We start from the raw sequence: 12,617 nt of genomic DNA on the forward strand, positions 1-12,617 counted from the left end.
CCAATCGAGCTGAATTTCAAGCTCAGCTAACTGTCACACTGGGTAACAACAGCCAGTGTGAGCAGGGAGTCGTTTGAAATACAGGCCAGAAATAGATGGGTTACGTGCAGTGGCAGTACTGGCTGTGGTGTTTTTCCACGCTGGATTTGCTGGTTTTAGTGGGGGTTATGTCGGTGTTGATGTGTTCTTTGTCATCAGCGGCTACCTCATCACGTCCATTCTGCAGAGCGAGCTAGAAAAACAGCGCTTTTCCATCATTCAATTCTACGAGCGCCGGGCGCGCCGCATTTTGCCCGCCCTCACCGTGGTACTGTTTGCCACCAGCATCGCCGCCTTTTTCCTCATGCCACCCTCACTGCTGCACGATTATGCGCGTAGCCTAGTATCCGTCGCGGCCTTTGGCTCCAACATTTATTTTTATTTCAGCAATGGCTATTTCTCAACCGCATCAGAAGAAAAACCCCTGCTGCACACCTGGAGCCTTGCAGTGGAAGAGCAGTATTACTTACTGTTCCCGCTGCTGCTCGCTGGCATGTGGTATGCCCGCCGTGCTGCTACCTTCTGGGTTATGCTGGGCTTGGCAGTGGCATCACTGCTGCTTTCTGAACACCTGCTCAGGCAACAGGCCATAGACGCCAACTTCTACCTGATTTTCAGTCGTGCCTGGGAGTTACTGGCCGGATCGTTACTAGCACTACTCAAGCCAGAAGGTTGGAGCCACTTTAATGCTCGCCTGCGTCACGGCCTGGCATGGCTAGGCCTGATGCTCATCATCGGTGCAGTCATCCTGCTGGATCAATCCACCCCATTCCCCGGTTTGTATGCATTGATTCCCGTGTTAGGTGCTTGCCTCATCATCGCCTTTTGCGATCCAGCAAGCATCACTGGCAAGCTGCTTTCACATCGTGCCATGGTCGGCATCGGCCTGATTTCCTATTCGCTATATCTCTGGCACCAACCCCTATTTGCCTTCCTGCGCATGAAAACCACCCAGCAGCCAAGCGCCATCATTTTTGCTGTCACGATTGCGGTGGCTTTATTACTCGCCACACTCAGTTATTGGTATATCGAACAGCCATTCCGCCACCGACAACGCTTTTCCAGGCGACGTATCTTCCAGCTCTCAGGTATAACACTCACCCTCACGCTCGCACTGGGGTTGGCTAGCATGCAAGGGCAAGGCTTTCCAGAACGTTTTGTCAATTCCACCTTGATGGCAAGCACTGTCGGCAGCCCGTTGCGGGATTCCTGCCACACCAGCGGCACCGACTACCTAAAGCCATCACTATCATGTGAATACTTTGGTAGCCGTATTACCTGGGCCTCGCTCGGAGACAGCCATACCGTCGAGTTGGCCTATGCCTTGGGCGAGAAACTACAGCAGCGAGATGCAGGCTTGCTGCATCTCAGTTTCAGTGGATGTCCACCAGCCTTATTGTTCGAGGCGAAAGAACCTGGTTGTAGCGCATGGCTAAAAGAAGCCGTGACCTACCTTGAACAGCGGCAAGACATCCAGCACGTTGTGGTTGGATTTAGCTATACCCGGGCATTGTTCGGCCATCTGGAAAACTATCCCTCCTTGCCCGATAAAAACCCGGTCAACAAATTCACCGCTGCGGATGCAGGCAAAACTCCAACTGAGTTGCGTGAGCAATATTGGTACAACCTGCAAACCCTGATCGAACGCATGCTCGCAGCTGGCAAGCAGGTGCACGTTGTCTACCCCATCCCTGAATTGCCGATGGATATCACCAAGGCCATCACGCCATTCTCCACTCTCCATAACCGCGCCCCTCATGACGTGCAACGCATGACCAGCCAAGCGTTTTATCTCGCTCGCCACGCATTTATCCTGCGCAAGCTAGATAGCCTGCCTTATGGACAACACCTGCATGCGATCAAGCCCCTGGACACCTTATGCCAACATGGTGACTGTGCCGCAGTGATGGATGGACAGGCACTCTATTTTGACGATAACCACTTGAGCATTGCCGGGGCACGCAAGATCATGTCTGGGGTTGAAATCACAGCTGACTAAGCTAACCTTGGTTTTGCCCCTCATCCTCCTCACAGTAGTTTACTGTCCCACAAATCCATCGTCAGAATATGGCTGAAATTTTGCGGCAGGGTCATTAGAATCGCAGTTTCCTCCATATTGGCAAGATGTTATGCACCCCCTCAAGCGCCTGTTCCGCCATGCTCATCAATATCGCCGCGATGCATGGATTGCCTCTTTTTATTCCCTGCTCAACAAGATATTCGATGTTTTGCCGGAGATCCTGATCGGTGTTGCTGTCGATGTGGTGGTCAACCAGAAAGCCTCGTTCCTCGCGGGACTAGGTATCGTCGAGCCCAAGGATCAACTGATTCTGCTGGCTATTCTCACGGTATTGATCTGGCTAGGCGAATCCCTGTTCCAGTATCTCTATGACGTACGCTGGCGCAACCTGGCGCAAAACCTGCAACACGACTTGCGCATGGAGGCCTATCAGCATGTGCAACAGCTGGAGCTAGCCTATTTCGAGCGCAACCGTAGCGGCAATCTGTTGGCAATTCTCAACGAAGACATTAACCAGATGGAGCGCTTCTTCAACGGTGGCTTCAATAGTTTGATCCAGGTATTTTTCGGCTCGGTCATGGTCGGCGGGGTGTTTTTCTTCCTGACCAAGGAGCTGGCTTTCCTAGCCTTGATCCCGGTGCCATTCATCCTCTACGGCGCGTTCTGGTTCCAGAGCAGGCTGGCGACACGTTATACCTCGGTGCGCGAGGCGGCAGGCGCCCTTACCGCCCGTATCAACAACAACCTGCAAGGCATCGCCACGGTCAAGGCTTACGCAACCGAAGAGGTAGAATCCCAACACATCCGTGAGGCGTCAGATCGCTATCGCGAGAACAACGCTCAGGCCATCAAGCTGTCAGCAGCTATTACCCCGGTGATCAGAATCGCGATTCTCGCCGGGTTCACCGTGACGCTGCTTTATGGTGGCTTCATGACATTGAACGGCGAACTTGGCGTTGGCAGTTACTCCGCACTGGTCTACCTGACACAGCGCCTGCTGTGGCCACTGACCGGGCTGGCAGAGCTGACCGACCTTTACCAACGCTCCATGGCCTCCATCCAGCGTGTCATGAACCTGCTGGATACGCCGCTTGCTATCCAGTATGGCGGCAAGGCATTACCCGTAGCCTCGGTAGAAGGGCATATCCAGTTTTCCCAGGTACGCTTTGCCTATGATGCGCAATCAGGGCAACCCGCACTAACCCAATTTGATCTGGATATCCCCGCTGGCAAGACCATCGCCCTGGTAGGAGCAACTGGCGGCGGCAAGAGCACCATCACCAAGTTGCTGCTGCGTTTTTATGACCCGCAACAAGGCCAAATATTGCTGGATGGTCATGACATCGCCACGCTAGATTTGCAACAACTACGCCGCGCGATTGGCTATGTCGCGCAAGATACCTTCCTCACCGATGCCAGCATTGCCGATAATATTGCTTATGGTGAAGCCAACCCAGATATGAGCGCTATCATCGCCGCCGCAAAAGCCGCCGAAGCGCATGAATTCATTGAGCGCCTGCCTAATGGTTATGCTACCCAGGTGGGTGAGCGTGGCATGAAGCTATCCGGCGGTCAGCGACAACGCTTGGCATTGGCCCGCGCCATCCTCAAAAACCCGCCTGTGCTCATCCTTGATGAAGCCACCTCCGCCGTCGATAACGAAACAGAAGCGGCCATCCAGCGCTCACTCAACAAGCTGGTTATAGGCCGCACCAGCATTATCATCGCCCACAGGCTATCCACCGTGCGTCATGCAGATTGCATTCATGTGCTGGAGCACGGGCGTATTGTGGAATCCGGCAACCATGCAGCGCTGCTGCAAGCAGGCGGGATTTATGCCGACCTCTGGCGTTTGCAGACGGGAGATGTCGAGGCAAGCACATAGTCAATCGGCCGTGAGTAGTCTTGGGCTCCAAAGCAGCAGTATAAAAAACAAAGCCCGGCTTTCGCCGGGCTTTTTGTTGCCTAAAACATCAGGCCATTTTTAAGAGTGGTAAGCACGCTCACCGTGGGAGGCAGTATCCAGGCCTTCGCGCTCATCTTCTTCAGAGACACGCAGACCAACCAACAGATCAACGACCTTGAGGATGATGTAAGTCACGATACTGACATAAACGATGGTGAAACCAACTGATACGGCTTGTACGTAGAACTGGTGGCCCATGGTCACGCCTTCGTCGTAGCCGACACCGCCCAGGGATGGTGCCATGAAGATGCCAGTGCCCAGCGCGCCGATGATACCGGCAACACCGTGAACACCGAATACATCCATGGTGTCATCGTAACCCAGTGCGTTCTTGAGCTTGGTAACAGCCCAGTAGCTGATGATGCTGGCAATAAAGCCAAGTACGATCGCCCCCATCGGGCCAACGAAGCCGCAAGCAGGCGTGATGGCAACCAGGCCAGCAATTGCACCGGAGATAGCACCCAGCATGGAAGGCTTGCCCTTGCTCAGCCACTCAACGATCACCCAGCCCACGACCGCAGCCGCAGTTGCCAGTTGTGTGTTGACAACAGCCAGGCCCGCCATGCCATCAGCCGCCAGTTCGCTACCTACGTTAAAGCCAAACCAGCCAGCCCACAACAGGGAACCACCAACCATGGTCAATACCATATTGTGTGGAGGCATGGCTTCTTTGCCGAAGCCGATACGCTTGCCGAGTACCACTGCGGCAACCAATGCCGCAATACCGGCATTCATGTGCACCACGGTACCACCAGCAAAGTCAGCTGCGCCCATTTCACCGATCCAGCCACCGCCCCAGACCATGTGTGCCATGGGTAGGTAGGAGAATGTCATCCACAATGCCATGAACAGCAGCACAGCAGAGAACTTGATGCGCTCGGCAAAACCACCGACGATCAGGGCTGGAGTAATGGCCGCAAACGTCATCTGGAAAGTGACGAACAACAGTTCAGGAATAGTGCCTTCCAGGCTATCAGGCGTGATACCCGCGAGGAAAGCCTTGCTCAAGCCGCCAATAAAGGCGTTGCCTTCTGTAAACACCAGGCTGTAACCATAGACTGCCCAAAGTACGGAAAGCAGGGAGAATGTGACCAGTACCTGCATCAGTACCGAGAGCATATTCTTGGCACGTGCCATGCCGCCGTAGAAAATCGCGAGGCCAGGCACTGCCATGATGATGACGAGCACGGTGGCCACGATCATCCAGGCGGTATCACCGCTGTTCAAGACTGCTGGCGCTTCTGCGGCAACTTCTTCTGCCATACAGGAGCCTGCGGCCAACATACCGCCCAGCAAAGTGGAAATGGATAAAAATCGCTTCATGACGCCCTCCCCTTAAAGCGCATCAGCGCCGGTTTCACCGGTGCGAATGCGATAAGCCTGTTCAAGATCAAAGACAAAAATCTTGCCATCGCCGATCTTACCGGTGCTGGCAGATTGCTCGATTGCGTCAATTACCTGATCCAGCAAACTGTCTTCAATGGCGACTTCCAGTTTCACCTTGGGAAGAAAATCCACCACATATTCAGCGCCGCGGTAAAGCTCGGTATGCCCCTTTTGACGTCCGAAACCTTTTACTTCAGTCACGGTAATGCCTTGTACGCCAATAGCGGAAAGAGCTTCCCGCACCTCGTCAAGCTTGAATGGCTTGATGATAGCGGATATGAATTTCATACATGCTCCTTGCATCAAAGATTGTTGATCATCGCCAGAGAACTGGCACATTCATTTGTTTCATTAGAACAGCCGATGTTCAGCAACTCTTGTGCCAGCATGAATTACAATTAACTTTCAAATACTTATAAAAAACAAAGAGCACCCAGACATCACGTAGACAGTTTTACATGCACCACATCAGCGCAATGCACCAATAATGTGCGATAAACACCTACTGGAATGTTTCACATTTGTTGACAATTCATTTAGGCAAGACCGATATAAGATTGGTTATGGTCGTGCGTGATATTGCCGCAATGGCTTGGCATGTTTTCCTCATGCGCGCCTATAATGAAAAAAGGAAAGAGAATAAATGCGTTTTGCCGCCCTGGATGACAATCGCTCCGAATTAGAGCTCATCGAGAAAACCATCGTGTCACTGGGACATGACTGCCATACATTCAGTGATGGCCAGTCCTTGTTGCGCACTTTGCAACACGAAACTTTCGACTTTCTCATCTTAGATTGGGAATTACCGGATACTTCTGGGCCAGAAATCGTGCAATGGGTACGCGCAAACCTCAAGGAGGCCGTTCCTGTTCTCATGATCACCAATCGTAGTGACGAAAGAGATGTCGTGCATGGCCTCACCTCCGGTGCCGACGACTTCATGAGCAAGCCAGTACGTGTACGTGAGTTGCATGCCCGTATCAATGCACTCTTGCGTCGGCTGTATCCACAGAAAACCCAGCAGGAATTCGTCTGGGGTAACTACACATGCCATGTGGCTCAGCAACGCTTTGAATATAATGGGGTCGCCATTCCTCTCAAGCACAAAGAATTCGAACTGGCATTGTTCTTGTTCCAGAATCAAGGTCGCTTGCTGTCACGACAGCATATTCAGGAACAAATATGGGGCATGCAATCAGTAGATCTGCAAACGCGCACATTGGACACGCACATTTCAGCAATACGTTCCAAGCTCAAGCTTCATCCCAACAATGGCTACAAACTCACTGCCGTCTATGGCATGGGTTATCGACTCGAAAGTGATGCATTACCATTCGCGGAAGAACATTCTTAAATTTCATTATCGGGGACATCATGATCGCAGTCTGCAAGCAGCATAAATCGCCCGGGCGGCCTCACTGGCAACCGGCATTAGTGATAGGAGTTGCTCTGGCACTCCAGGCTTCAGCCCAGGCTGATACCATCAGCCATACTGTCGAACCAGGTGATAACCTTTACAAGCTGGCTGCACACTATATGGGCAATCCGCATGCTTGGCGTGAAATCCAGAAGCTCAACCGTATTCGCAATGCGCATTATCTAACGCCAGGCACCAACCTGCTGATCCCCAAGGTGAGTAGCACTGTGACTGCTAGCTTTGTCCATGGCGAAGTATCCCTCATCGACGCGGCAGGCAATACCATCAAGGCCATCAGCCATGGCGATCAACTCGCAGAAGGCGACATTGTACGCACCAGCGAAAATAGTTACTTATCGCTGGAATTTTCCGATAAAAGCATTGCTCGCATTCTCTCCAACACTCGCATCCGCTTGGATCGCATCAAGGAGGGAGGTTTGGTACCGCAAGGCCAACGTGTCATTTACCTGGAGCAGGGCGATATTGATGTCTCCGTGACACCCGCCCCCAAGCGCAACCCGAACCATTTCCGGGTGATCACGCCACAAGCAGTTGCCGCAGTCCGTGGTACCCGCTTCAGTGTGGGCACTAGCAACATATCCACCACCAGCGTAACGCAAGGCCAGGTGGAAATGAAGCAGGCCAAGCCAGCCAAACGCGCGCCAGGCGCTTTACTACAGGCAGGCCAGGGTATTGCAGCCAGCAACAATGGACTGGGCGAAGTACAAACATTGTTGGCAGCACCGGATCTATCGCAACTGCCTACCCACCTCCCCGAACCTGAGCTCTTGCAATTCGACTGGCCAGCCTTGGATGGCAGCAGTGAGTATCAATACCGGATTGCACAGGATGCAAATATGGAACAAGTGCTGTGGAATGCGGCTTCCAATACAGCCGAAGCCGTACTGCCAAGCCTGCAAGATGGAGAATATTTGCTTGCTGTGCGTGCACTCGATATGCATGGTATTGCCGGCTATGAAGCCCAGCACCGCTTTAAGATTGCCAGTCATCCTTCTAGCCCATGGCTACTGGCGCCCCAGCAAGGACAAATTGTGGGCAGCAACAGTCGCCTGCTTTGTACGCCCATAGCAGGAGCACAAAGCTATCACCTGCAAATCGCCAGCGATCAAGCCTTCCAGCAAGTGGTAGCAGATGCAGATCAGTTGCAAGAGTGCCAATATTCGCTTGCATCCTTGCCAGCAGGCCAATATTACTGGCGCGTGGCCAGCATCACTACCGACAGTGCATCAGGTATTGCACAGCATGGACCTTACAGCCAGCCGGCTAATGTCACCCTTGATGAAGATGGCGCCACAGCCCGATCCACCTCTGGCCTGGCTTATTGGAACAGTACCCAACAGGGTATCCAGTATGTTGCGCAGGTGAGCCGTTCTCCACAATTTGAATCATTGGTCGCAGAACAAGTGCTGGATAATCCCCAGATTGATCTCCAATCACTACCAGCCGGGCGCTATTACGTGAGATTAGCCACCCGGATCAAGCAATACACTGGGCCGTTCTCCGATGCCCGCATCCTGGAAGTTGAGCAGGTAAACGATGCTATTGACCGCACCTGGTTTGACAAACCCAAGTCCTGAGGATTGTTAAGCACAGCATGACCAAACCGCTGCCATCACCAACAGCTGCGCATTACCCTTCGCAAAGCAAGTTGCCATGGCTGCTGATTTCGGGGGTAATACTTCTCCTCATCGCGGCGCTTTCCCATCAGCGCACGCTGACAATTGTCGACCACCTGATCCAGGACTTTATCACTGCCAGCCAGCAACACCCACTGACTGGCAAGGTAGTGATTGTCGCCATTGACGATGACAGCATCGCCCACTTTGGCCGTTGGCCCTGGCGCCGTAATCTGCATGCCGAGCTGGTCAAACGCATCAGCGAACAACACCCGGCCGCCATCGGCCTGGATATCCTGTTCAGCGAACCTGATCTGCAACACCCTGATGATGCGCTCCTGGCCAATGCCATCCTGCAAAGTGGTGTAGTAACACTACCTATCGTCTTTAATGAAGCTGGGCCAACCCAATATGTGCAAACGCCAGCCCCGGCACTCGCCCAGGCTGCCTCCCAACTGGGACATGTTCATATCCAGGTAGATGACGATGGTGTGGTGAGATCTGCACGCATGCAGCAATCCATCAATGACACACCATTTGTTCACTTCAGTACCGCTTTATTACAGGCAGCAGGTCAATCAAGACTTAAGATTTCCCCCTTGGCCGGCACCCAACTCATTCCCTACGCAGGCAAGGCTGGCTACTTTCCCCGCATCTCCTATTTTGATGTGATTGAGGGCAGGATTCCCGACAAAATCTTTACAGATCGCCTAGTGCTGGTCGGCGCTACCGCCACTGGCATTGGCGACCAGTATGCCACCCCGGTCTCGCGTGATGGCCAATTAATGCCCGGCGTTGAAATCCTCGCCAACATCCTGGAGGGGCAATTGAGCCAGCGCACTCTCCAGCCTGCCCAGTCATGGCAGAATATGACGCTCAATCTCGCCTTTGTCAGCCTTGCGTTGCTCGGCTTTATGTTACTGAGCCCACTGTCAGCGCTGTTGCTCAGTTTTTCCCTCCTCATTGCGCTGCTCGCCACGACATATGTCGTGGCTCTGATCTCGGGCATCTTGCTTGCCCCATCAGCAGGGGCCCTTGGGCTAATCCTGATCTATCCGCTGTGGAGCTGGCATCGACTGGATACTGCAGCCCGATTTCTCACATCAGAATTTGAGTCTTTCAAGCGTGACTTTCCCATGCTATCAACGCCTCAATCCACCACCGCATTTCATGATTTTCTGGATAAACGCATCAATGCACTGCATGAAGCCACACATCAATTGCAAGGCATGCACCGCTTCATCAGCGACAGTGTGGATGGGCTGCCTGACCCTACCCTGATTTGCGATCCCGATGGCATTATCCGCATTGCAAACCAGGCAGCCGCCGCCTATTTTGGTGCCAGCACACCTTCGGCACTGATACAGCAGCCGCTGATCCCTTTGCTACAACAGATCCATGAGCACCAGAACAATCTACCCGCCATCCATACTGATACCCTGCAAGCAGGGCTTGAAATTGAGCTGGAAGCCCGTGATGACAAACAGCGCGAACTATTGGTAAAGCTCGCTCCATGCAAAGATGCCAAGGAGCAACATATCGGCTGGATATTGAGCATCATTGATGTTTCCAAGCTATGGCAGGCAGAACGTGATCGTGACGAAGCATTCCGCTTCATTACGCATGATATCCGCGCCCCTTTGTCATCCATTATCTCACTGGTTGAACTACAAAAACTTTCCCCTGAAACCATGGGGGAACGCTGGCTGGGCATGATAGAGCAGCATGCCGACAATGCCCTGACCCTCGCCGATGACTTTGTGCAGCTGACGCGGGCAAAGTCCGGGCATTACCAACTGGATGAAGTCAATCTGGCAGACTTGCTGCACGAAGCCATGGATGACGCATGGATTCTGGCCTACACGCGCGATATCACCATCACCATGACAGAAACACCTCCAGAGGCGCATGCCTGGGTTGACAGAACCCTGTTCAAGCGCGCGATCGCGAACTTGCTGAGCAATGCCATCAAGTTCAGTCCGGATCACGCCATGATTGAATGCAGTATTTGCGCCAAAGGAGACTACTGGAATATTGCAGTGCGTGATTTCGGCATTGGCATCAGTGCAGAAGCTCAAACGCAACTATTCCAGTCATTCAGTCGCGTCCACCAACACAGCCACCCTCAAATTGAAGGTACCGGTCTAGGCCTAGCCTTCGTCCACGCCGTTGCTAGCCGACACCATGGCGAGGTCAACGTCAGTAGTACACCAGGCACAGGCAGCACCTTCTCCATCCTCGTCCCAAGGCAACCATAACCCCTGAACTGATCCAGCAATTGTCAACAATTGTCAGATCGCTATGACAAGCTCAATAGCTATTGCAATATAGCGCCAGACTAAAAAGCTAAATCATAGACAGGGGGATGCAATGGACGACATCCTGAATCAAACAATATCACTGCGGCTAAGCTGGATAACAAGAGTGCTGATGTTGCTAATGGTTGCGGCAAGCCTGCTGGCCATGATGCATACCACTCAGCCATGGCCGCAATTAGCCACATTCGCGCCTGTGGTGGCGACTGTTGTCGTGCTAAGCACTACCACTACAGCACTGCTCCTGTTATTGCAATTCAAGATACAGAAGCAATTCTTCCTGGTTCCGCTGGCTGGCGCCTACGCGATCTACGCCTTGGCGGCCATCAGTAGCCTGATCTCGTTACATGCTTCATCAGCCAATAGCACACCTGCTGCCAGTAACATCTCCCACTGGAGCACATACTGGCAATTTGGTTTCTGCGCATTCATCATTATCGCACTGTTGTTCCGCAAGATTGCCCACTCATTCCCGCAACTGAACCGCATCAGCCTGGGCAAGAATACCGTGCCCTTTATGCTGACGCCATTGATCGGCATCATCCTTTACATGCTGGCACTGAATTCCGGCAACTTGTTTTCAGCACTCATGACAAGTGCCCCTATCGTCACGTCACCGCTAAGCTGGGGCAGTTGGATCATGGCGGCCACAACATTTGCACTGGTGCGTGCAATTGGCGGCGACAACAAGCTGGTGACAGTTTTCCTGTCGATCGCCGCCTTATCGCACTTATGCCATGTCTCGCACTTGCTGATAGACAGTACGCCATTTAGTAGCAACTGGTACATGGCACAACTACTCAGCCTGTTTTCCACCACCACATTGCTTGCCGTGCTGATCCTGCAACTTAGCCAGTTCTCACGTGACCTAGCGGCTTCGCATTCGGCATTGCTGGAAAAAGCCAATAAAGATGGCCTGACCGGCATCTATAACCGTGGTTATTTTGACGAAATGGCAGAAATCGAATGGCGGCGCGCACAACGCATCCATAGTTCCATCTCGATTCTCATGCTGGACATCGACCATTTCAAAGAATACAACGATCAGCACGGACACCTGAAAGGTGACAAATGCCTGAAGAAAATCGCGCAAGCAATCCAGGCGGAGATACAACGCCCCGGGGATTTTGTCGCCCGCTTTGGTGGGGAGGAATTCGTGGTGTTGCTGCCTTATACCGCAGCTGAAGGTTGTCATGCCATGGCGCGGAAACTGCATGTGGCCATCCAAAAACTCAAGATTCCATCACTCGACCACGGCAAGGTATCAGTGAGCATCGGGCATGCTACCTGGGAAACTCCCGGTGAAAATCATTCGGTCAGTGAACTACTTTCCCAAGCTGATCTCGCGCTGTACACCGCCAAACGCCTGGGCCGCAACCGCATCGTACGCTATGAAGAGCTAGCTCCCAGCCTAGCATGGAGCAAATCACTTTTCCCACCGGAAATCATGCACCACTAAGCTCTTTTTCACGCATACCTGGGCTGTCCGTCCTCCCCCGTTTTTCCAGGTATGCTTTTTATTCTCACGGCAGGTATAGGCATCATACTGGCATGTACCTGCCGCTCTACTACGCCCGATACCACCACCTCACTAAGCCAAAAAACAGACTTTGACCGAGACAAAGCCTATAGCCAACCCAGCAAGACATATAACAAGCAGCATATGCTTTGCCAACAAGGCCATGAGAACGTAAAGAATAGCGAAGAAGAGAATGGAAATGAGATGAAAACGGAGCACGTCATCACAAGCTCCGGTATAATCCGGCCTCCGTTAGACATCAAGCATGTCAGGACGGAAACGAATACCTAACTTACGGAACAACAAGGGAATTTTTTG

At 52.6% G+C, this 12,617-nt stretch carries 8 protein-coding genes; 6 read left to right on the plus strand and 2 right to left on the minus strand.

What is annotated here, in order from left to right; genetic code table 11:
• Nucleotides 1-73 precede the first annotated feature (73 nt).
• Entirely contained in the window at nucleotides 74-2,038 is a 1,965-nt protein-coding gene (locus tag LG202_RS00460) for an acyltransferase family protein (RefSeq protein ID WP_230346476.1), read from the plus strand.
• Between the two features lie 130 nt (nucleotides 2,039-2,168).
• On the plus strand, nucleotides 2,169-3,944 hold the full coding sequence (locus tag LG202_RS00465; protein ID WP_230346477.1) for an ABC transporter ATP-binding protein: 1,776 nt from the start codon (nucleotides 2,169-2,171) through the stop codon (nucleotides 3,942-3,944).
• A gap of 99 nt (nucleotides 3,945-4,043) precedes the next feature.
• Here the strand turns inward: LG202_RS00465 and LG202_RS00470 are convergent, their stop codons facing one another.
• A complete protein-coding gene (locus LG202_RS00470; protein ID WP_230346478.1) occupies nucleotides 4,044-5,348 on the minus strand; it encodes an ammonium transporter in 1,305 nt (434 codons plus the stop codon).
• Between the two features lie 12 nt (nucleotides 5,349-5,360).
• Nucleotides 5,361-5,699 carry a P-II family nitrogen regulator gene (glnK, locus tag LG202_RS00475; RefSeq protein WP_230346479.1) on the minus strand — a complete coding sequence of 113 codons (339 nt, stop codon included), beginning with the start codon at nucleotides 5,697-5,699 and terminating at the stop codon, nucleotides 5,361-5,363.
• 355 nt (nucleotides 5,700-6,054) lie between these two features.
• On the opposite strand from glnK, the gene LG202_RS00480 reads away from it, so the two are divergent.
• The 4 genes from LG202_RS00480 (at nucleotide 6,055) to LG202_RS00495 (ending at nucleotide 12,239) form a co-directional block, all read left to right on the plus strand.
• Entirely contained in the window at nucleotides 6,055-6,765 is a 711-nt protein-coding gene (locus LG202_RS00480; protein WP_230346480.1) for a response regulator transcription factor, read from the plus strand.
• 20 nt (nucleotides 6,766-6,785) lie between these two features.
• Nucleotides 6,786-8,426 (plus strand): FecR family protein, encoded by a 1,641-nt coding sequence (locus tag LG202_RS00485; RefSeq protein WP_230346481.1) that lies wholly within the window; start codon nucleotides 6,786-6,788, stop codon nucleotides 8,424-8,426.
• A 17-nt stretch (nucleotides 8,427-8,443) separates the two neighbouring features.
• Nucleotides 8,444-10,723, plus strand: a complete 2,280-nt coding sequence (locus tag LG202_RS00490; protein ID WP_230346482.1) for a CHASE2 domain-containing protein — start codon at nucleotides 8,444-8,446, stop codon at nucleotides 10,721-10,723.
• Nucleotides 10,724-10,895: 172 nt separating this feature from the next.
• Nucleotides 10,896-12,239, plus strand: a complete 1,344-nt coding sequence (locus LG202_RS00495) for a GGDEF domain-containing protein (protein ID WP_230346483.1) — start codon at nucleotides 10,896-10,898, stop codon at nucleotides 12,237-12,239.
• Nucleotides 12,240-12,617: the final 378 nt, after the last annotated feature.

The sequence above is a fragment of the Methylobacillus methanolivorans genome, assembly GCF_054588515.1.

What these genes read in the sequence shown, in the direction of transcription:
- LG202_RS00490 (WP_230346482.1), top strand. Translation starts at nt 8,444, where the DNA reads ATGACCAAACCGCTGCCATCACCAACAGCTGCGCATTACCCTTCGCAA.
- LG202_RS00480 (WP_230346480.1), top strand. Translation starts at nt 6,055, where the DNA reads ATGCGTTTTGCCGCCCTGGATGACAATCGCTCCGAATTAGAGCTCATC.
- LG202_RS00465 (WP_230346477.1), top strand. Translation starts at nt 2,169, where the DNA reads ATGCACCCCCTCAAGCGCCTGTTCCGCCATGCTCATCAATATCGCCGC.
- LG202_RS00470 (WP_230346478.1), bottom strand. Translation starts at nt 5,348, where the DNA reads ATGAAGCGATTTTTATCCATTTCCACTTTGCTGGGCGGTATGTTGGCC.
- LG202_RS00495 (WP_230346483.1), top strand. Translation starts at nt 10,896, where the DNA reads ATGTTGCTAATGGTTGCGGCAAGCCTGCTGGCCATGATGCATACCACT.
- glnK (WP_230346479.1), bottom strand. Translation starts at nt 5,699, where the DNA reads ATGAAATTCATATCCGCTATCATCAAGCCATTCAAGCTTGACGAGGTG.
- LG202_RS00485 (WP_230346481.1), top strand. Translation starts at nt 6,786, where the DNA reads ATGATCGCAGTCTGCAAGCAGCATAAATCGCCCGGGCGGCCTCACTGG.